Below are 20866 nucleotides of genomic sequence, written 5' to 3'. Positions count from 1 at the left end.
GGGAAAACGGTGAGGGCCGCCACGGCCGGTTCCGTACGCGGGGTACGGACCGGGCGCGGCGGCCCTCGACGAGGCCGCTCTGCCGGCGGGCGGATCAGCCGCCCAGGCCGGTCCAGCCGGTGCCGCCGTTGGGCTTTCCGCCCCCGCCGGTGGTGGCCGGATCGGTGGAGGGGGAGTCCGTGGACGTCGGCGGGGGTGTCGTGGTGGCACCGCCGTTGGACGCGCCGCCGTTGTCGTTCCCGTTGCTGGTGCCGCCGTTCGGGTCGCACGGCCAGTCCCACACGGAGCAGGTCTTGCCCGGGTCCGCCGTCTTGGTCGGCTTCATGGTGGGCGTCTGCGTCGTCGCGGTGGCGGACGGCGACTCGGACTCGGTCTCCGTCGGGGTCGGCGTCGGGCTGACCGCGCCGCCACCGAAGACCGCCTCGGCGCCCAGGTCCTCGGGGTCCGGGAAGTCGATCGCCTTGGTGCCGCTCAGCGCGTCGGTCATGTAGTCGTGCCAGATCTGCGACGGGAACGACGAACCGTGGATCTTCGGCTGGGCGCCGGTGCCGAACATGGACTCGAACTTACGGTCCTTGATCGTCTCGTCGTCCGCGAAGCGGTACATGTCGATGGCGGTCGACAGCTGCGGGGTGTAGCCCACGAACCAGGCCGAGTTGTTGCCGTCGGTCGTACCGGTCTTGCCGGCCGCCTCGCGGTCGTCGAGCGCGGCCTTCTTGCCGGTGCCCTTCTTCACGACGTCCTTCAGCACGTCGGTGACGTTGCTGGCGACGGCCGTGGAGAACGCGCGCTTCGGCGCGGCCTTGTGCTCGTAGATCGTCTCGCCGCGCTGGAGGACCTTGGTGACGGAGAACGGGTCGTTGTGCTCGCCGTTGTTCGCGAAGGTCGAGTAGGCGCCGGCCATGCGGATCGCGCTCGGGGAGGAGATACCGAGCGAGAACGACGGCACGTTGGCCTTGATCAGCGAGGACTCCAGGAGGCCCGCGTCGACGGCCGACTTGCGGACCTGGTCGATGCCCACGTCCATGCCGAGCTGCACGTACGGCGAGTTGGCGGAGCGCTCCATGGCCTCACGCAGCGACATGTTCTTGTAGCTCGCGTCGTCGTCGTTCGTCTGGAGCCACTCGTTGCCGTTCTCGTCGTGCCAGACCGTGCCGTCGTAGTTCTTGATCCTCAGCTTGTTCTGGCCGTTGTAGACGCTCTTGTCGGGGTCGACGATCGTCCGCGAGGACGGACCCTGCTCCGGGCCCAGCTTCTTGTCCCGCACACCGTCGCGCATCGCGGCGGCCAGGACGAAGGGCTTGAAGGTCGATCCGACCTGGGCACCCGTCTGGTCGGCGTTGTTGGTGAAGTGCTTGGTGGCGTCGGTGCCGCCGTAGATCGCCACGATGGCGCCCGTCTTCGGGTCCACCGAGGCGCCGCCGAACTGGACGTGGGTGTCCGTCTTCGGGCGCTTCTCCGGCTTGATGTGCTCGTCGTAGACCTTCTTGACGGCCGTTTCGAGGGCCTTGACCTTCTTCTTGTCGAAGGTGGTGTGGATCTCGAAGCCGCCCTGGGCGAGCTGCTGGGCGCCGATGTTCCGGTCGTTGTTGTTGAGGAAGTTCGCCTCGGCCGTCCGCACCAGGTAGCCGATCTGGCCGCTCAGCTGGGCGCCCTGGGTCCGGCCCTTCACCGTGGGGAACTTGGTGTACTTGGCGCGCTCGGCGGCCGGGAGGTTCCCGTCCTTGACCATCTCGTCCAGGATCCACTTCCAGCGCTTCTCGGCGCGCTCGCGGTTCGACTTGGCGTCGGCCGCGGGGTCGATCTCGGGGGAGCCGGCCGGGTCGTAGTAGGTCGCGCCCTTGAGCAGCGAGGCGAGGAAGGCGGACTCGCTCGCGTTGAGCTTGTTGGCGTCCTTGCCGAAGTACGTGCGGGCCGCGGCCTGGATGCCGTAGGCACCGCGCCCGTAGTACGAGGTGTTGAGGTAGCCCGCCATGATGTCGGGCTTCTCCAGGTCGTTGCCGACACGCATCGAGATGAAGAGTTCCTTCACCTTGCGGGTCAAGGTCTGCGACTGGTCGTTGAGCCGGTTGTTCTTCACGTACTGCTGGGTGATGGTCGAGCCACCCTGGGTCTCGCCGCCCTTGGCCATGTTCCACACGGCGCGGCCGATGCCCATCGGGTCGATGCCCGAGTCGGTCCAGAAGGTCTTGTTCTCGGCCGAGACCACCGCGTTCTGCATCGACTTGGGGATCTGCTCGATGCCGACGATCTGGCGGTTGACCTCACCACCGGTCGCGGCCATCTGCGTGCCGTCGGACCAGTAGAAGACGTTGTTCTGCGCGACGGCCGTCTTGTCGACGTCCGGGATCCCCACCATGGCGTACGCGATGGAGGCAGCCCCGAGAAGGCCACCGCAGAAGGCCAGGAACAGGCCCGTGACCAGCTTCCACGACGGCATCCAGCGACGCCAGCCGTACTTGCCGTAGCGCGGGTAGTCGATGATCCGCTTCTTGCCGGGCGGACGTCCGCCACGACCGCGTCCGGGACCACCCCCCTGCCCGCCGCCGCCCCCGCCGCGCCGTCCTCCCCCGGGACCGCTCGGGCCCCCGGGGCCACCGGCCTCGGGCGCACGCCTGCGACCGCCCCGCTGGGCGGCTCGCCGGGCCTCGGCACGCCCCCCGTAGGGGCGCTGCTCCTCCCCATAGGCGGAAGGCGGTCCGTACGAGTCCGAAGGGGACCCGGAACCGACGTCATGGCCTTGGGCCGGCCTGTGGCCCATCGGCTGCTGGGCCGCGCGCCGGGCCGCAGCGCGACCGCCACTAGGCGGCTGCTGCTGCGGCATTTTGCGACGGTGCTCGCTCATCGAACGACTACTCCTCGGGCAGGCGCGTACGCCTGGAAGCGGCAGTTGAGTTCCGGTCCCCCCGAAATACACACGGCCGGACCTCGGAAAAAGCCCCACCGTGCCGCAGCCGGTCACCCGCTTCACTGACGCCCCGCGGCATCGCTCGGTTCCCGGTGGTCTGCATGCCGCACAGACTACGCACGGCCAAAACCCACCTACAGACGGACTTCACCCCAAATCCGGCAAGTCGAACGCTGTGAATTGACGATGTGACGCCGGTCACCCGAGCCCCACTTGTCGCAGCCGGGGGCTCGTTCTATCGTCGGGATGTATCGAGTCGATACATCGGAGCGGCACATCGACTCGGCATAAGAGTTTTCTGGTTCCGAGAGACGAGTCCCGAGAGCGGAGGAGGTGGCGGATGAGCAGGCGCTCAGGAATTCTTGAGTTCGCCGTTCTCGGCCTTCTTCGCGAGGCCCCGATGCATGGCTACGAGCTGCGCAAGCGGCTCAACACCTCGCTGGGCATCTTCCGGGCCTTCAGCTACGGGACCCTCTACCCCTGCCTCAAGACGCTGGTCGCCAACGGCTGGTTGATCGAGGAGCCGGGCAGCGCTCCCGAGGACGCGCTGGCCGCTTCACTCGCAGGACGCCGCGCCAAGATCGTCTACCGGTTGACGGCCGAAGGTAAGGAGCACTTCGAAGAGCTCCTCTCCCACACCGGTCCCGACGCCTGGGAGGACGAGCACTTCGCCGCCCGCTTCGCCTTCTTCGGCCAGACCGAGCACGACGTGCGGATGCGAGTGCTGGAGGGCCGCCGCAGCCGGCTGGAGGAGCGCCTGGAGAAGATGCGCGCCTCTCTGGCCCGGACGCGCGAGCGCCTCGACGACTACACGCTTGAGCTGCAGCGCCACGGAATGGAGTCCGTGGAGCGCGAAGTGCGCTGGCTGAACGAGCTCATCGAGAGCGAGCGGGCGGGACGGGATCAGCGATCCCGCCCCGACGCCTCCGCTCAGCAGCACAACGATTCTGGAGAAACGGGCGGCCTGCCCCGGCACGGGGGCAGTACCCGGCCGGATCCGTCCGACGACACCGCAAAGTGAAACCCTGCGTCAGCAGGGCTTCCACGACACACAGGGAGCAACCGGAATGGGTTCGGTTCGCGTAGCCATCGTCGGCGTGGGCAACTGCGCCGCCTCGCTGGTGCAGGGCGTCGAGTACTACAAGGACGCCGACCCGGCGTCCAAGGTGCCCGGCCTCATGCACGTGCAGTTCGGCGACTACCACGTCGGCGACGTGGAGTTCGTGGCCGCGTTCGACGTGGACGCGAAGAAGGTCGGCCTCGACCTCTCCGACGCCATCGGCGCCAGCGAGAACAACACCATCAAGATCTGCGACGTCCCGAACACGGGCGTCACGGTCCAGCGTGGTCACACCCTCGACGGCCTCGGCAAGTACTACCGCCTGACCATCGAGGAGTCCCCCGAGGCTCCCGTGGACGTCGTCCAGGTCCTCAAGGACCAGCAGGTCGACGTGCTCGTGTGCTACCTGCCCGTGGGCTCCGAGGCCGCCGCGAAGTTCTACGCGCAGTGCGCCATCGACGCCAAGGTCGCGTTCGTCAACGCTCTCCCGGTCTTCATCGCCGGCACCAAGGAGTGGGCGGACAAGTTCACCGAGGCCGGTGTCCCGATCGTCGGCGACGACATCAAGTCCCAGGTCGGCGCCACCATCACGCACCGCGTGATGGCCAAGCTGTTCGAGGACCGCGGTGTCCGTCTTGAGCGCACCATGCAGCTCAACGTCGGCGGCAACATGGACTTCAAGAACATGCTCGAGCGCGACCGCCTCGAGTCCAAGAAGATCTCGAAGACGCAGGCCGTCACCTCGCAGATCCCCGACCGCGACCTGGGCGAGAAGAACGTCCACATCGGTCCGTCGGACTACGTGGCCTGGCTCGACGACCGCAAGTGGGCGTACGTCCGCCTTGAGGGCCGTGCCTTCGGCGACGTCCCGCTGAACCTCGAGTACAAGCTCGAGGTCTGGGACTCCCCGAACTCGGCCGGTGTCATCATCGACGCCCTGCGCGCCGCGAAGATCGCCAAGGACCGGGGCATCGGTGGCCCGATCCTCTCCGCGTCCTCGTACTTCATGAAGTCCCCGCCGGTGCAGTACTTCGACGACGAGGCCTTCGCCAACGTCGAGAAGTTCATCAAGGGCGAGGTCGAGCGCTGACCTGACGGTCGAACGGCTCGCTGACGAGGGTCCCCGTGGCACTGCCCGGGGGCCCTCTTCGTATGTGAGTCTTGCTGCCATGTCCGTCGTGCGTGATCTGCGCGTCCTTCTGCGCCTGCGGTACTTCCGCCGCCTGCTCGCCGTACGCCTGCTCTCCCAGTGCGCCGACGGCGTCTACCAGGTGGCCCTCGCCACGTACGTCGTCTTCTCCCCCGAGAAGGAGACCAGCCCCGCGGCCATCGCCTCGGCCATGGCGGTGCTTCTGCTCCCGTACTCCCTCGTGGGCCCCTTCGCCGGCGTCCTGCTCGACCGGTGGCAGCGGCGCCAGGTCTTCCTCTACGGCAACCTGCTGCGCGCCGTCCTCGCCTGCGGCACCGCGCTGCTCGTCCTGGCCTCCCCGCCCGACTGGCTCTTCTACGCCTCGGCGCTCTCCGTCACGGCCGTCAACCGCTTCGTCCTGGCGGGACTCTCGGCCGCCCTCCCCCACGTCGTCGACGACGAGCGGCTGGTCATCGCCAACTCTCTCTCCCCGACCGCCGGCACCCTCGCCGCGACCCTCGGCGGCGGGCTGGCCTTCGGGATGCGCCTGCTCGCCGACGACTCCGACGCCGCCGTCGTCCTCCTCGGCGCCGTCCTCTACCTCTGCTCCGCGCTCGCCTCGCTGCGGATGCCGCGCGATCTGCTCGGCCCGGCCCCTGAACGCGTCCAACCCCGCCTGTCCAGCGCGCTGAGGTCCACCGCCCGGGGGCTGGCGAGCGGGCTGCGGCATCTCGCCGAGCGGCGACCCGCCGCCAGGGCGCTCACCGCGGTCGCCCTGATGCGCTTCTGCTACGGATCCCTGTTCGTGACCGTGCTCATGCTCTGCCGGTACGCCTGGAGCTCGACGGACTCGGAGGGCCTGGCCGCGCTCGGGCTCGCCGTCGCCGCCTCCGGCGCCGGCTTCTTCGCGGCCGCCGTCGTCTCGCCCTGGGCGGTCGGGAAGCTGGGTCCGTTCGGCTGGATGACCCTCTGCTCGGGAGCCGCGGCCGTGCTCACTCCGGCCCTCGGGCTGACCTTCGCCCGGACCCCGTTCCTCGTGGCCGCCTTCCTGCTCGGCCTGATCACCCAGGGAGCGAAGATCGCGACGGACACGGTCGTCCAGACCTCGGTGGACGACGCCTATCGCGGGAGGATCTTCTCCCTGTACGACGTGCTCTTCAACGTCGCCTTCGTCGGGGCGGCCGGGCTCGCCGCACTCATGTTGCCTCCCGACGGGCGGTCCGCACCGCTCGTGGTCCTCGTGGCCCTTCTCTACGCCGGCACCGCGCTGGCGCTGGCGAAGAGCGCCCGTAGCGCCACGCGGGCCTGACGACGAAGGGGTGATGTTTCACGTGAAACATCACCCCTCGCCGGTACCGGCCCTGCGATGTTTCACGTGAAACATCACGCGTGAAACAGCGTCGCTCGCCTACTCGCCCTGAGTCGCCCACCACTCCTTGAGCGCGGCGACAGCCCCCTCGTGACCCATCGGCCCGTTCTCCAGCCGCAGCTCCAGCAGGAACTTGTAGGCCTGACCGACGGCCGGCCCCGGACGGATCCCCAGGACTTCCTGGATCTGGTTGCCGTCGAGGTCGGGGCGGATCGAGTCCAGCTCCTCCTGCTCCTGGAGCTGCGCGATGCGCTCCTCCAGGCCGTCGTACGCGCGGGAGAGCGCGGAGGCCTTGCGCTTGTTGCGCGTGGTGCAGTCGGAGCGGGTCAGCTTGTGGAGCCGCGAGAGCAGCGTGCCGGCGTCCCGTACGTAGCGGCGGACGGCCGAGTCGGTCCACTCACCCGTGCCGTAGCCGTGGAAGCGCAGATGCAGCTCGACCAGACGCGAGACGTCCTTGATCATCTCGTTCGAGTACTTGAGCGCCGTCATGCGCTTCTTCGTCATCTTCGCCCCGACCACCTCGTGATGGTGGAAGGAGACGCGGCCGTCCTTCTCGAACCGGCGGGTGCGCGGCTTTCCGATGTCGTGGAGCAGCGCCGCCAGCCGGAGCACCAGGTCCGGGCCGTCCTCCTCCAGGTCGATCGCCTGGTCGAGGACGGTCAGCGAGTGTTCGTAGACGTCCTTGTGCCGGTGGTGCTCATCGCTCTCCAGGCGCAGCGACGGAAGCTCGGGCAGCACATGAGCGGCGAGGCCGGTCTCGACGAGCAGCCCCAGGCCCTTGCGGGGGTGCGCGGAGAGCAGCAGCTTGTTGAGCTCGTCCCGGACCCGCTCGGCGGAGACGATCTCCAGCCGTCCGGCCATCTCCGTCATCGCGGTGACGACCTCGGGGGCCACTTCGAAGTCCAGCTGGGCGGCGAACCTGGCGGCGCGCATCATGCGCAGCGGGTCGTCGGAGAAGGACTCCTCGGGCGTTCCCGGGGTCCGCAGCACCCGGGCAGCCAGGTCCTCCAGGCCGCCGTACGGGTCGATGAACTCCTTCTCGGGAAGGGCCACGGCCATGGCGTTGACGGTGAAGTCACGCCGGACCAGGTCCACGTCGATGGAGTCGCCGTAGGAGACCTCGGGCTTGCGCGAGGTGCGGTCGTACGCCTCGGAACGGTAGGTGGTGACCTCCACCTGGAAGCGCTGCACCACGTCTCCGACGCGGGCGTCCTTCTGGCAGCCGACCGTGCCGAAGGCGATGCCGACCTCCCAGACGGCGTCGGCCCAGGGGCGGACGATCTTCAGGACGTCCTCGGGGCGGGCGTCCGTCGTGAAGTCCAGGTCGTTGCCGAGGCGGCCGAGGAGGGCGTCGCGGACCGAGCCGCCGACCAGCGCGAGGCTGAATCCGGCTTCCTGGAAGCGGCGGGCGAGATCGTCGGCGACGGGGGACACACGCAGTAGTTCACTGACCGCGCGGTGTTGCACCTGGCTCAGTGCAGTCGAGGTGTCTTCGTTGGCGTTCGGCACAACAGAAAAGGGTACGTGCCCCAGCTCGTACCGATGCCCCCGTTTTTCCCGCGCCCACAGCGGCCCGCCGGCCTTCTCCGGCGCCCTTCGCCCGATCGGCTGGAGCAGTCCCCGGCACTTGGCCGCCGCGTGCCTCGTTACCATGCCTGGACACAGCAACCGGGAACCACCGACACCACACACACCACAGACAACGACGAGGACGGGCGACGCGTGGCCGAGGCGGCAGCTATCCAGGGGATCGGTCCCTCACCTGCCCGCCGCTGGGTGCGGCGCCTGGTCTCCCTCGCCGTCGCGGCTCCGCTGCTGGCCGGGTTCCTTCCGGCCCTGACCGCTCCCTCGGCGCAGGCCGCCGAGAGCGCGAGCAGCACCGGGACCGTCGATGTGTCGGTCGACACCCTCACGCCGAGCGCCCCGGTCGAGAGCGACACCCTCACCGTCACCGGTTCGGTCACCAACCGCGGCAAGCAGGCCGTGACCAACGCCACGGTGGACCTGCGCGTCGGCCCCCGGATGACCAGCCGCAGCGAGATCGAGGACGTCTCCGGCCGCCGCGGCTACCGGGACGGCGGCGACCCGCCTCCCCTCGGCGGCACCTACACGGTCAAGATCCCGAAGCTGGGGGCCGGACTCAGCAAGGACTTCACGCTCTCCGTCCCCGTCTCCAAGCTGGGCGTCGACGACCCCGGCGTCTACCAGCTCGGGGTCTCCCTGACGGGTCAGACCGCGAGCCAGTCCTACGGCCGGGTCCTCGGCATCGAGCGGACCTTCCTGCCGTACCAGCCCGAGGACACCGACAAGAAGACCCAGCTCACCTATCTCTGGCCGCTGGTCTCCACCACCCACGTCTCCGCGGAGACGGGACCGGACCTCCAGCAGACCCCGGTCTTCGAGAACGACGACCTCGCCGCCGAGCTCGCCCCCGGCGGCCGGCTGCACGAGATGGTCAGCCTCGGCACGAACCTCCCGGTCACCTGGGTGATCGACCCGGACCTCCTGGCCAGCGTCGACGCCATGGCCAAGCCGTACCGGGTCAAGAGCGGCAACACCGAGGTCGCGGGCAAGAACCAGAACATCGCCGAGCGGTGGCTCGGTCTTCTGGAGAAGGCGGTACAGGGCCAGAAGGTCGTCGCGCTGCCCTTCGCCGACCCCGACCTCGCCTCCCTGGCCCACCACGGCAAGGACGTCCCCGGCTCGCTCAGTCACCTCCAGCAGGCGACGGCACTCGCCACGACCACCGTCGAGACGATCCTCCACGTGAAGCCGTCCACCGACTTCTCGTGGCCCGTCGACGGCGCGGTCGACCCCTCGATCATGTCCGTCGCCACCTCCGCGGGCGCGCACAACGTGATCGCCCGCAGCGACAGCTTCCGCGACGACCTCCCGTACACGCCGAACGCGGCGCGCCCGGTCGGCGGCGGCACGACCGCCGTCGTCAGCGACGCCGAGCTGTCCACGGCCTTCGAGGGCGATCTGATCCGCGCCGAGAACTCCACCCTCGCCGTCCAGTCCTTCCTGGCACAGTCCCTCGCGGTGACCCTGGAGCGGCCCGAGGACCAGCGCAGCGTCGTGGTCGCCCCGCAGCGCATGCCGAGCACCGCCCAGGCGCAGGCCATGGCGTCGGTGCTGCAGGGCGCGGCGAAGCGCTGGACGCAGCCGCTGGACCTGACGGCCGCCGCCACGACGGTCAAGCCCGACACGGACGCCTCCACCCGGGTGCCGGGCAGCGCCGCCTACCCGAAGCGGCTGCGCGCCCAGGAGCTCGACTCCGAGGCGTTCGAGCAGATGAAGAAGACCCGCGACCAGCTGGACGACTTCAAGGTCATCCTGACGGCCCCGGACCGGGTGGTGCCGCCCTTCACCAACGCGATCAGCCGCGAGATGTCGACCTCGTGGCGCGGCCAGAAGGCCTCGGCCGCGCTGTACCGCCAGGAAGTGCACCAGTACCTGGAGAGCCTGACCCGGGAGGTGCAGCTGATCGAGAAGTCGGACCTGCTGCTCTCCGGGCGGAGCGCCACCATCCCCGTGACGGTGCAGAACAAGCTGCTCCAGGGCGTGGACCACCTGGTGCTGCGGCTGACCTCCGGCAACAAGACCCGCCTGCAGCTGAACGGCGGCGACGCCGTCGCCGAGCTGCCGGTGAAGATCGAGGGCGGACACAGCCAGTCGGTGAAGTTCACCGCCTCGGCCAACGCCAACGGCCCGGTCCCGATGTCGGCCCAGCTCTACACCGAGGACGGCACGCCCTACGGCCCGCCGATGAACTTCACCGTCAAGGTCTCCGAGATCACCCCCACCGTGATGCTGGTCATCGCCGGCGGTGTGCTCCTGCTGGTCCTCGCCGGCGTGCGCATGTACTCGCAGCGCAAGCGGGCCGCCGCCCGCAACGCAGCAGCGGAAGCCGAAGCGGAAGCGGAAGCCGGGACGGAGACGGACGACGAGGCCGAGGGCGGGGCCACCGCCGAAGCGGAGTCGGAGACGGCCGACGAGGCCGCCGATCCCGGGCAGCCGAGTGACCCGACACCGGACACCGGTCCCGAAAGCGGCGACCCGTCGGGCCCGGGTGAGAAAGTGGACCGTTGAGCGATGTCGTGGCCGGTCGGCCGGGGACGATGAGGTGGGGTAACCATGAACGCGCCGTACGACGGTGACCGCGGTCAGGCCGCGGGCGGCACCGCGCCCGCCGGTGGGACGCCCGCGGCACCGGCACCCGGCCCCATGCCGGTGCCGCCGCCGCAGCAGCCCGCGCCTGACCCGTACGCACCGAACGAGCAGAACCCGTACGCCCAGGATCCGTACGTCCAGGACGCCTACGCCCAGGACCCGTACCAGGGCCGGGACCTCTCCGCGCAGGACCCGGTGTCCGAGGCGCTCTACGACCGCGCTGCGCACCCGCCGCCCCCGCCCGGCACCTACGCGGAGCCCCAGCCGCTCTACCAGCAGCCGGCCGCGCCCGCGCACGCTCCGGACCCCCGGGTGTGGGCGCAGACCCCGGCGCCCGAGCCCGACGGGCCCTCGCGGCACCTGCCGTACGGCGACGACGCCCGCACGGTCCAGTTCACCGGTGTCGACGACCTGGTGACCCGGGCGGGGGAGGACGCGCCGGAGACGGACGCCTTCGCCCACCTGTACCGGGACCAGCAGACGCCCGGCCAGGTACCTCCGCCCTCGACGGAGCCGGACCCCATGCCCGCGCCCGCCCCGAAGAAGTCCGGCCGCGCCTCCGGCCTGCTCAAGTCGAGCGCCGTGATGGCCGCCGGCACCCTCGTCTCCCGCCTCACCGGCTTCGTCCGCAGCCTCGTGATCACCGGCGCTCTCGGCGCCGCCCTGCTCGGTGACACCTTCACCGTCGCCTACACCCTGCCGACGATGATCTACATCCTCACCGTGGGCGGCGGTCTCAACTCGGTCTTCGTACCGCAGCTGGTCCGCTCGATGAAGAACGACGAGGACGGCGGCGAGGCCTACGCCAACCGCCTGCTGACCCTCGTGATGGTCGCGCTCGGCGCGATCGTCGCCATCGCCGTCTTCGCGGCCCCCGTGCTGATCCGGCTGATGTCGAACACCATCGCCGACGACGCGGCGGCCAACAGCGTCGCCGTCACCTTCGCCCGCTACTGCCTGCCCACGATCTTCTTCATGGGTGTGCACGTGGTGATGGGTCAGATCCTCAACGCCCGCGGCAAGTTCGGCGCGATGATGTGGACCCCGGTCCTCAACAACATCGTCATGATCGCCACGTTCGGCCTGTTCATCTGGGTCTACGGCACCTCCGCCGAGTCCCACATGGGTGTCCAGACCATCCCCGACGAGGGTGTGCGGCTGCTCGGTATCGGCACCCTGCTCGGCCTGGTCGTCCAGGCCCTGGCGATGATCCCGTACCTCCGCGAGACCGGCTTCCGCTTCCGCCCGCGCTTCGACTGGAAGGGCCACGGCCTCGGCAAGACGGTCAAGCTGGCCAAGTGGACCGTGCTGTTCGTGCTCGCCAACCAGGCCGGTGTCCTGGTCGTCACCCAGCTCGCCACCGCGGCCGGCGAGGAGTCCGGCAAGAACGGCGCGGGCTTCCTGGCCTACTCCAACGCCCAGCTGATCTGGGGCATGCCGCAGGCCATCATCACCGTCTCCGTCATGGCCGCGCTGCTGCCCCGCATCTCCCGGGCCGCCTCGGACAACGACCCGGGCGCCGTCCGGGACGACATCTCCCAGGGCCTGCGCAACTCGGCCGTGGCGATCGTCCCGGTCTCCTTCGCCTTCCTGGCGCTCGGCGTCCCGATGTGCACCCTGCTCTACGCCTCCAGCGGCGTGCAGGCCGCTCAGGGCATGGGCTTCATCCTGATGGCCTTCGGCCTCGGCCTGATCCCCTACTCCGTCCAGTACGTCGTGCTCCGCGGCTTCTACGCTTACGAGGACACCCGGACGCCCTTCTACAACACGGTCATCGTGGCGGCGGTCAACGCGGCCGCCTCGGCGGTCTGTTACGTCGTGCTCCCGGCCCAGTGGGCCGTCGTCGGCATGGCCGCCTCGTACGGTCTGGCCTACATGGTCGGTGTCGGTGTCGCCTGGCGCCGCCTGCGCAACCGCCTCGGTGGCGACCTCGACGGTGCCCATGTGATGCGTACCTACGCCCGGCTGTGCCTCGCTTCGCTGCCGGCCGCGATCGTCGCCGGAGCGGTCGGCTTCGGCCTTCTGAAGGTGCTGGGCGAAGGGGCCCTCGGCTCGCTGGTGGCGCTGCTCGTGGGCGGAGCGGTCCTGCTCGGCGTCTTCTTCGTCGCCGCCAAGCGCATGCGGATCGCGGAGCTCAACTCCATGGTCGGTATGGTCCGCGGGCGTCTGGGACGCTGACGAACGGGGCTCGCACAACCATCGCCTGCCGACGCGTGTCGTGCATAGCGTCGGACTGTGGGCACAATTGGCATGGCTGTTGATGTGGCGCAACGGATGGGGAGGCAGGAACGACGGTGGCGGAACGTAGCACGGCTGCCGTCGACGTGGCCGACAACAGCGGTGACGACCCGCTGACCGCCAAGGCGGACAAGGCCGCGACCGACGGGGTGGCGGAAGCGCAGAAGAAGGCGGTCACGACCGCCGAGGCCACGGAGAACAAGGCGGGCGAACCAAAGAGCGGCGAACAGCCCTCCATCACGGCACCGGAACTGCACAGCGGCCACAAGCTGGCCAGGCGCTACCGGTTGGAGGAGTGCGTCACCCGACTGGACGGATTCAGCAGCTGGCGTGCCGTGGACGAGAAACTCCGCCGCGCCGTCGGCGTGCACATCCTGCCCGCCGACCACCCGAGAGCACGCTCGGTGCTGGCCGCGGCCCGTTCCGCTGCGCTGCTCGGCGATCCGCGGTTCGTCCAGGTCCTCGACGCCGTCGAGGAGAACGACCTCGTGTACGTCGTGCACGAGTGGCTGCCCGACTCCACCGAGCTGACCGCGCTCCTGGCCACCGGGCCGATGGAGCCGCACGACGCCTACCAGTTGGTCAGCCAGGTCTCCCAGGCCATGGCCGCGGCACACCGCGAGGGCCTCTCGCACCTCCGGCTCACGCCGAGCGCCGTGCTGCGCAGCTCCACCGGCCAGTACCGGATCCGCGGTCTCGCCGTGAACGCCGCCCTGCGCGGCATCAGCGCCGACCGGCCGCAGCGCACCGACACCGAGGCGATCGGCGCCCTGCTCTACGCCGCGCTCACCCAGCGCTGGCCGTACGACAACGACGCCTACGGCCTCTCGGGGCTCCCCAAGGGCGTCGGGCTGCTCGCGCCCGACCAGGTGCGCGCGGGTGTCCACCGCGGCCTCTCCGAGATCGCCATGCGCGCCCTGGCGAACGACGGGGCCACCGCCTCGCGCCAGGAGCCGCCCTGCACCACCCCGGACGAGCTCGCGAAGGCGGTGGCGGCGATGCCGCGCATCCGCCCGCCGGAGCCGGTGTTCCCGCTCCCGGCGCCGCCCGAGTACCAGCGCACGACCTACCAGCAGGGCACGTACGGGCGCCCCCAGCCGCACCCGCAGGTCACCCAGCCGGTCGTGCTCCCGCCGCCGCCGCTGCAGAGCCGTGCCGGCAAGGCGCTGAAGTGGGCCGTCTCCGCCCTGCTGATCGCCGCCCTGGGCCTGGGCAGCTGGCAGATCGCGGACCGGCTCCTCAACCAGCCGAAGGACCCGGACACCCCGCAGGTCACCCAGCCGCAGACCGGCGAGGACGAGAAGGACAAGCCGAACGGCAAGCCCGTAGCGATCGTCGGCGCGCACGACTTCGACCCGCAGGGCGACGGCGCGGAGAACCCGGACCAGATACAGAACGCGTACGACGGCGACCCGAGCACCTCGTGGCCGACGATGCGTTACGACGGGTACTCGAAGTTCGGCCGCTTGAAGGCCGGCGTGGGCATCGTCCTGGACCTCGGCAAGGCCCAGCAGGTCGCCAAGGTCGACGTGACGTTCCAGGGCAGCACCTCGGTCGAACTGCGGACGGCGCCCGAGAGTGCCTCGTCCCAGCCCGACAAGCTCGGGGGCTTCGCCGGGCAGGCTTCGGGGCACGGTTCACAGGTGTCGCTCACTCCGGCCAAGCCGGTCATGACGCGCTACGTGCTCGTCTGGCTGACCGACCTGCCGGCCGGTGGGGGCGGCTACAAGGGACAGATCTCGGACATCAAGATCACCAGTTGACCCACGTGGGGGGAGGGGCTCACCGTTGGACGACGCCATACGCGACGAGCGCAGCGACCAGGAACTCCTGGCCTGCCATGTGGCCGGCGATCAGGACGCCTTCGGTGAGCTCGTACGCCGCCACCGGGACCGGTTGTGGGCGGTGGCCCTGCGGACGCTCGGCGACCGCGAGGAGGCCGCTGACGCCGTCCAGGACGCCCTCGTGTCGGCGTTCCGGGCCGCCCACACCTTCCGGGGCCAGTCGGCCGTCACGACCTGGCTCCACCGCATCACCGTGAACGCCTGTCTCGACCGGGTGCGCAAGGCGGCCTCACGCCGTACCTCCCCGGTGGACGACACCGAGCGGTTCGAGCAGCTCCTCGAACCGCACGAGTCCGCCGAGGCCCCCGCCGAGCGCCAGGATCTGCACCGCCAGCTCCTGGCGGCCCTCGCCACGCTCCCCGCCGAGCAGCGTGCCGCCCTCGTCCTGGTCGACATGCAGGGATACCCGGTGGCCGAGGCCGCCCGGGTCCTCGATGTCCCCACCGGCACGGTGAAGAGCCGCTGTGCGCGCGGACGGGCCAGACTCCTTCCGATGCTCACTCATCTGCGCGGTGACACGGTGGGTAACGAGAGCCCCGACCGGGGAAGGAACCGGACGCCGGGGACATCCGTCCCACCGGTGCCGGGACCGACGGAGACCGGACCGAGCAATCCAGCTGCTGTGAAGGGCGGAGGTGGGCGCGCGTGACTTCCACGGCCGACACGACTCGGCACCCCGACGTCTCGGAGATCTCCGACCTCGCCGAGGGCCTCCTGTCGCCTTCCCGTAGCGCGGTCGTACGCCTCCATCTCGACGCGTGTTCTCTCTGTGCCGATGTACGGACCTCCCTGGAGGAGATCCGGGGCCTGCTGGGCACCCTTCCCGGGCCGCCCCGGATGCCCGCCGAGATCGCCGGACGGATCGACGCCGCCCTGGCCGCCGAAGCCCTCCTCGACTCCAGGGCACCGGACACCGCCGCACATGTTTCACGTGAAACACCGCGCAGTCGTCCGGCGGACACCGCCCCGGCCGCGGACCGCCCCGTCGGCCGCTCCTCCGCCCCCACCGGGCCCGGACGGCCCCGTGGGCGCCGGCGTCGCAGGGCCGTCCTGGGTGCGGTCGTCGGCGGCGCGGCACTGGGACTGAGTCTGTTCTTCGTCCAGTCCGGCGTGCTGAACGTCAACGGGGACGGCTCGGGCGCCAAGACCACGTCCGACACCGCTGCCAGCGCTGCCGGCACCGCCCGTTTCGACGGCCTTCCGATCGAGGTCACCGCTCAGGCCCTCCTCCAGCAGGACAGCACCTTCAAGGCCCCCCAGGACAGTCCCGAGTCGCTCTCCGCCCAGAGCGGCGGCGACGGCCGACAGCGGACCCTCACCGCTTCCCTGCCCCGCTGCGTCCAGGCCGGCACCCATCGCTCGGACGGGGTCCTCGCCTTCCGGAAGGGCGACTACCAGGGACAGGAGGCCTACCTCCTCGTCCTCCCCGACACGTCCGACAGCACCCGGGTGCAGATCTATGTGGTCGACGCCTCGTGCGCCACGGGGAACGGGAACACACAGGCCGACGTGCTGCTGAAGGAATCCGTACCGCGCTCGTGAACTCTGCGCCGTGCCAGGCGGCGGTCTCGGGAATGCTTGCCCCGTAGGATCGGTTGGGTGGGGTGAGAGTGACCGACACGATCGCCCCCCGTAGGCAGTAGGCAGTCTGCAGAGACGAGGAAGAAACCCGTGAGCGACGTCCGTAACGTGATCATCATCGGCTCCGGGCCCGCGGGTTACACCGCTGCGCTCTACACAGCCCGCGCGTCGCTGAACCCGCTCGTCTTCGAAGGCGCGGTCACCGCCGGTGGCGCCCTGATGAACACGACCGACGTGGAGAACTTCCCCGGGTTCCGTGACGGCATCATGGGCCCGGACCTGATGGACAACATGCGTGCCCAGGCGGAGCGCTTCGGCGCCGAGCTCGTTCCGGACGATGTCGTCGCCGTGGACCTCACCGGTGACATCAAGACCGTGACCGACACCGCCGGCACCGTGCACCGCGCGAAGGCCGTCATCGTCACCACCGGCTCCCAGCACCGCAAGCTCGGCCTGCCGAACGAGGACACCCTCTCCGGCCGCGGTGTCTCCTGGTGCGCCACCTGCGACGGCTTCTTCTTCAAGGACCACGACATCGCCGTCGTCGGCGGCGGCGACACCGCGATCGAGGAGGCCACCTTCCTCTCGCGCTTCGCCAAGTCGGTCACCATCGTGCACCGCCGTGACTCCCTGCGCGCCTCCAAGGCGATGCAGGAGCGCGCCTTCGCCGACCCGAAGATCAAGTTCGCCTGGGACAACGAGGTGGCCGAGATCCACGGCGAGCAGAAGCTCAGCGGTCTGACCCTGCGCAACACCAAGACCGGCGAGACCAGCGAGCTTCCGGTGACGGGCCTCTTCATCGCCGTGGGCCACGACCCGCGCACGGAGCTCTTCAAGGGCCAGCTGGAGCTGGACGAGGAGGGCTACCTGAAGGTCGAAGCCCCGTCCACGCGCACCAACCTCACGGGTGTCTTCGGTGCGGGCGATGTCGTCGACCACACCTACCGCCAGGCGATCACCGCCGCCGGCACCGGCTGCTCGGCCGCGCTCGACGCCGAGCGCTTCCTGGCCGCTCTCGCCGACAGCGAGAAGCTGGCCGAGACCCCCGCGGTCTGACCCCTACGTCTCATCACCCCACACCCCGCGAATTAAGGAGGTCGCCGTGGCCGGCGCCCTGAAGAACGTGACCGACGCTGACTTCGACGAGGTCGTCCTCAAGAGCGGCAAGCCCGTGCTGGTGGACTTCTGGGCCGCGTGGTGCGGGCCGTGCCGCCAGATCGCCCCGTCGCTGGAGGCCATCGCCACCGAGCACGGCGAGAAGATCGAGGTCGTCAAGCTCAACATCGACGAGAACCCGGCCACGGCCGCCAAGTACGGCGTCATGTCCATCCCGACCCTGAACGTCTACCAGGGCGGCGAGGTCGTGAAGACGATCGTCGGTGCGAAGCCCAAGGCCGCGATCGAGCGCGACCTGAACGACTTCATCGGCCAGTAAGGCTGACGCTCTTCCTGTTTCACGTGAAACAGTGGCGGCCCGCCCCCTTCCGAGGGGGCGGGCCGCCGTCGTTTCCGCCAGGCTCCCCACCGGGGTGTCACAGGGGCCGGAGCGCCGGCTCCTTCTGTACGGCTCCCAGCAGCCGGTCCAGGGCCAGCTCGACGTCTTCCTTCCAGGAGAGCGTCGTCCTCAGCTCCAACCTCAGCCGCGGGAACGCGTGGTGCGGCCGCACGGTCTTGAATCCCACCGCCAGCAGATGATCAGCCGGCAGGACACAGGCCGGCTCCTTCCAGCGGGCGTCGCCGAACGCCTCGATCGCCTTGAAGCCCCGCCGCAACAGATCCTTCGCCACGGTCTGCACCATCATCCGCCCGAGCCCCTGGCCCTGGTAGCCCGGCATGATCCAGGCCGTCATCAGCTGAGCGGCGTCCGCGGAGACCGGACTGGTGGGGAAGGCGGTGGCCCGGGGCACATACGCCGGAGGCGCGTACAGCACATAGCCGACCGGTACCTCGTCGACATAGACCACCCGGCCGCAGGATCCCCATTCCAGGAGCACGGCGGAGATCCACGCCTCCTTCTCCAACTCCGGCCGGCCGGCCTTCACGGCGGCCTCTCCACTCACCGGATCGAGCTCCCAGAAGACACAGGAGCGGCACCGCTTCGGGAGATCCGGAAGGTTGTCCAAGGTGAGCGGTACGAGCCGACGCCCCACGGCTGCTCCTCGTTTCCCTCGGTCATTGCCGGACGAATACGCCTCTTCGCATCGTAACCAGGGCGTGAGGGGGGCGATACCGCACTCAGGCAAAGGGCGGGGCGCGTTCCGGTGAAAGCCGGAACGCGCCCCGCCCTGGGCGGAGAAGAGAGGGATCAGCCCTCGGAGTCCTGCCCGTCCTGCTCGGCCTGCTCGGTGTTTCCCTGGTCCATCACGCGTCCCTCGCCGGGGGCGAGCGTCGACAGGATCCGGTCCAGGTCCTCCATCGAGGCGAACTCGACGACGATCTTGCCCTTCTTCTGGCCCAGATCGACCTTCACCCGGGTCTCGAAGCGGTCCGAGAGACGGGTCGCCAGCTGGTTCAGGGCCGGGGAGACCCGGGCCCCTGCCCGCGGACCCTTCGGCTTGACCGGCGAGGAGGGCTCCGAGCCCATCAGCGTGACGATCTCCTCGACCGCCCGCACCGACAGTCCCTCGGCCACGATCCGGTACGCCAGCTTGTCCTGCGTCTCGGGGTCGTCCACGGAGAGCAGGGCGCGGGCGTGGCCGGCGGAGAGGACTCCAGCGGCGACCCGGCGCTGCACCGGCGGGGAGAGACGCAGCAGACGCAGCGTGTTGGAGACCTGGGGGCGCGAACGCCCGATCCGGTCGGCCAGCTGGTCGTGGGTGCAGTGGAAGTCCTTGAGGAGCTGGTCGTAGGCTGCCGCCTCTTCCAGCGGGTTCAGCTGCGCCCGGTGCAGGTTCTCCAGGAGGGCGTCGAGCAGCAGCTTCTCGTCCTCGGTGGCCCGCACGATCGCGGGGATGCGCTCCAGACCGGCCTCGCGGCAGGCCCGCCAGCGGCGCTCACCCATGATGAGCTCGTAGCGCTCGGCACCCAGCTGGCGCACGACGACGGGCTGGAGCAGACCCACCTCCTTGATGGAGGTGACGAGCTCGGCCAGGGCGTCCTCGTCGAACACCTCACGCGGCTGGCGCGGGTTGGGGGTGATGAAGTCCAGGGGCAGCTCCGCGAAGTGCGCCCCGGCGGGGGACTCCGGCAGGACCTCGGGCTCGGGGGCCGGCGTCGGCACCATGGAATCGGGCGACTGCGGGCTCGCGGGAAGGGTCGCCAGCTTCGCCGCCGCCACCCCCCGCTCCGAACCGAGCGCCGGAAGGGCACTGGGGGACCCGGTCGCCTGGCCTCCCACGGCCACGGCCGGCACCTGTCGCTCCTGGGGAGCAGCGGGGATCAGGGCACCGAGCCCGCGTCCCAGCCCCCTACGTCGCTCGCTCACTGGATCCCCTCCGACATTCGCTGGTTGTTCTGGTGGCCCATGGCCGGCTGACCGGTGTGGGCATGCGTGGCGTCGTACTGGACGTCGACCCCGCGCAGGGCGATCTCGCGCGCCGCCTCCAGGTACGACAGGGCACCGCTGGAGCCCGGGTCGTAGGTGAGGACGGTCTGCCCGTAGCTCGGCGCTTCGGAGATGCGCACGGATCGCGGGATGCTGGTCCGCAGCACCTCCTTGCCGAAGTGGGTGCGCACCTCGTCGGCCACCTGCGAGGCGAGCCTCGTCCGGCCGTCGTACATGGTGAGCAGGATCGTCGAGACGTGCAGCCCGGGGTTGAGGTGCCCGCGCACCAGCTCGACGTTCCGCAGGAGCTGGCCCAGGCCCTCCAGCGCGTAGTACTCGCACTGGATGGGGATCAGCACCTCGGCCCCCGCCACCATGGCGTTGACCGTGAGCAGGCCCAGCGACGGCGGGCAGTCGATCAGGATGTAGTCGAGCGGCTGCTCGTACGCCTGGATCGCACGCTGCAGGCGGCTCTCGCGTGCCACCAGCGACACCAGCTCGATCTCGGCACCGGCGAGATCGATGGTGGCCGGGGCACAGAAGAGGCCCTCGACGTCCTGGACCGGCTGGACGACCTCGGAGAGCGGCCTGCTCTCCACGAGGACGTCGTAGATCGAGGGGACCTCGGCGTGGTGATCGATGCCGAGCGCCGTGGAGGCATTGCCCTGCGGGTCGAGGTCGATGACCAGGACACGGGCACCGTGCAGGGCGAGGGAGGCGGCAAGGTTGACCGTCGTGGTCGTCTTGCCCACGCCGCCCTTCTGGTTGGCGACCACCATCACGCGGGTCTGGGCAGGCCGGGGAAGCCCCTCACCCGCACGGCCCAAGGCCTCTACGGCCAGCTGGGCTGCACGACCAATGGGGGTGTCGTCCATCGGGGGCGGTGTTTCACGTGAAACATCCTCCCCCGCCGATTCGGTTCGGGGACCGGGGACCGGATCGGTCATCGGTCCCGCGATGTTGGCGTCGGACCGCAAGGATTCACTCTCCTCGGCTTCAGGCTCGCGATGCACAGAGCCTGCCATGCTTTCGGGGTCGTGAACCAGCGAGGCCCGTGGTTCTGTGGAGGAATCCACCTCT

The 20866-nt window shown here is 69.9% G+C and carries 15 protein-coding genes; 10 read left to right on the top strand and 5 right to left on the bottom strand.

Features of this window, described 5'->3' with window-relative positions:
- Positions 1-94: 94 nt before the first annotated feature.
- Positions 95-2845 (bottom strand): transglycosylase domain-containing protein, encoded by a 2751-nt coding sequence (locus tag OG309_RS18300; protein ID WP_329422223.1) that lies wholly within the window; start codon positions 2843-2845, stop codon positions 95-97.
- 403 nt (positions 2846-3248) lie between these two features.
- Here OG309_RS18300 and OG309_RS18295 point away from each other — a divergent pair, with 403 nt between their 5' ends.
- From OG309_RS18295 to OG309_RS18285, 3 genes are all read left to right on the top strand, one after another.
- The gene (locus OG309_RS18295; protein ID WP_329422220.1) at positions 3249-3929 is read left to right on the top strand and encodes a PadR family transcriptional regulator; all 681 of its coding nucleotides are present in this window, start codon (positions 3249-3251) and stop codon (positions 3927-3929) included.
- 46 nt (positions 3930-3975) lie between these two features.
- Positions 3976-5058: an inositol-3-phosphate synthase gene (locus OG309_RS18290; protein ID WP_329422218.1), complete on the top strand. Its 1083-nt coding sequence runs from the start codon at positions 3976-3978 to the stop codon at positions 5056-5058.
- 79 nt (positions 5059-5137) lie between these two features.
- Positions 5138-6406, top strand: coding sequence for an MFS transporter (locus OG309_RS18285; RefSeq protein WP_329422216.1), 1269 nt, complete (start codon positions 5138-5140; stop codon positions 6404-6406).
- Between the two features lie 99 nt (positions 6407-6505).
- Here OG309_RS18285 and OG309_RS18280 read toward each other — a convergent pair whose 3' ends face one another.
- A complete protein-coding gene (locus OG309_RS18280) occupies positions 6506-7975 on the bottom strand; it encodes a CCA tRNA nucleotidyltransferase (protein ID WP_329422215.1) in 1470 nt (489 codons plus the stop codon).
- A 213-nt stretch (positions 7976-8188) separates the two neighbouring features.
- Here OG309_RS18280 and OG309_RS18275 point away from each other — a divergent pair, with 213 nt between their 5' ends.
- The 7 genes from OG309_RS18275 to trxA all read left to right on the top strand — a co-directional run bounded on the left by OG309_RS18275 (position 8189) and on the right by trxA (position 17737).
- Positions 8189-10558: a DUF6049 family protein gene (locus OG309_RS18275; RefSeq protein WP_329422214.1), complete on the top strand. Its 2370-nt coding sequence runs from the start codon at positions 8189-8191 to the stop codon at positions 10556-10558.
- 45 nt (positions 10559-10603) lie between these two features.
- Positions 10604-12817 carry a murein biosynthesis integral membrane protein MurJ gene (murJ, locus tag OG309_RS18270; RefSeq protein ID WP_329422212.1) on the top strand — a complete coding sequence of 738 codons (2214 nt, stop codon included), beginning with the start codon at positions 10604-10606 and terminating at the stop codon, positions 12815-12817.
- Between the two features lie 116 nt (positions 12818-12933).
- Positions 12934-14640, top strand: coding sequence for a protein kinase family protein (locus tag OG309_RS18265; RefSeq protein WP_329422210.1), 1707 nt, complete (start codon positions 12934-12936; stop codon positions 14638-14640).
- 25 nt (positions 14641-14665) lie between these two features.
- On the top strand, positions 14666-15370 hold the full coding sequence (gene sigM / locus OG309_RS18260; RefSeq protein ID WP_329422208.1) for an RNA polymerase sigma factor SigM: 705 nt from the start codon (positions 14666-14668) through the stop codon (positions 15368-15370).
- Positions 15367-16263: a hypothetical protein gene (locus OG309_RS18255; protein ID WP_329422206.1), complete on the top strand. Its 897-nt coding sequence runs from the start codon at positions 15367-15369 to the stop codon at positions 16261-16263. Before sigM ends, OG309_RS18255 begins: the two co-directional genes overlap by 4 nt.
- 129 nt (positions 16264-16392) lie before the next feature.
- Entirely contained in the window at positions 16393-17358 is a 966-nt protein-coding gene (trxB, locus tag OG309_RS18250; protein ID WP_329422204.1) for a thioredoxin-disulfide reductase, read from the top strand.
- Positions 17359-17404: 46 nt separating this feature from the next.
- Positions 17405-17737: a thioredoxin gene (gene trxA / locus OG309_RS18245; protein WP_329422201.1), complete on the top strand. Its 333-nt coding sequence runs from the start codon at positions 17405-17407 to the stop codon at positions 17735-17737.
- Positions 17738-17834: 97 nt separating this feature from the next.
- Here the strand turns inward: trxA and OG309_RS18240 are convergent, their stop codons facing one another.
- From OG309_RS18240 to OG309_RS18230, 3 genes are all read right to left on the bottom strand, one after another.
- A complete protein-coding gene (locus OG309_RS18240) occupies positions 17835-18452 on the bottom strand; it encodes a GNAT family N-acetyltransferase (RefSeq protein ID WP_329422200.1) in 618 nt (205 codons plus the stop codon).
- 155 nt (positions 18453-18607) lie between these two features.
- Positions 18608-19726, bottom strand: a complete 1119-nt coding sequence (locus OG309_RS18235) for a ParB/RepB/Spo0J family partition protein (RefSeq protein WP_329422197.1) — start codon at positions 19724-19726, stop codon at positions 18608-18610.
- Positions 19723-20811 (bottom strand): ParA family protein, encoded by a 1089-nt coding sequence (locus OG309_RS18230; protein ID WP_329422196.1) that lies wholly within the window; start codon positions 20809-20811, stop codon positions 19723-19725. Before OG309_RS18230 ends, OG309_RS18235 begins: the two co-directional genes overlap by 4 nt.
- Positions 20812-20866: the final 55 nt, after the last annotated feature.

Origin of the sequence: Streptomyces sp. NBC_01268 (genome assembly GCF_036240795.1) — a bacterium.
GTDB lineage: Bacteria > Actinomycetota > Actinomycetes > Streptomycetales > Streptomycetaceae > Streptomyces.
Note: the sequence above shows the minus strand (reverse complement) of the source record. Positions and strands in the feature narration are given on the sequence as shown.

Bases quoted from the DNA above. Each gene is read 5' to 3' on its own strand.
- OG309_RS18300 (WP_329422223.1), bottom strand. From the start codon at position 2,845: ATGAGCGAGCACCGTCGCAAAATGCCGCAGCAGCAGCCGCCTAGTGGC.
- OG309_RS18295 (WP_329422220.1), top strand. From the start codon at position 3,249: ATGAGCAGGCGCTCAGGAATTCTTGAGTTCGCCGTTCTCGGCCTTCTT.
- OG309_RS18290 (WP_329422218.1), top strand. From the start codon at position 3,976: ATGGGTTCGGTTCGCGTAGCCATCGTCGGCGTGGGCAACTGCGCCGCC.
- OG309_RS18285 (WP_329422216.1), top strand. From the start codon at position 5,138: ATGTCCGTCGTGCGTGATCTGCGCGTCCTTCTGCGCCTGCGGTACTTC.
- murJ (WP_329422212.1), top strand. From the start codon at position 10,604: ATGAACGCGCCGTACGACGGTGACCGCGGTCAGGCCGCGGGCGGCACC.
- OG309_RS18230 (WP_329422196.1), bottom strand. From the start codon at position 20,811: ATGGCAGGCTCTGTGCATCGCGAGCCTGAAGCCGAGGAGAGTGAATCC.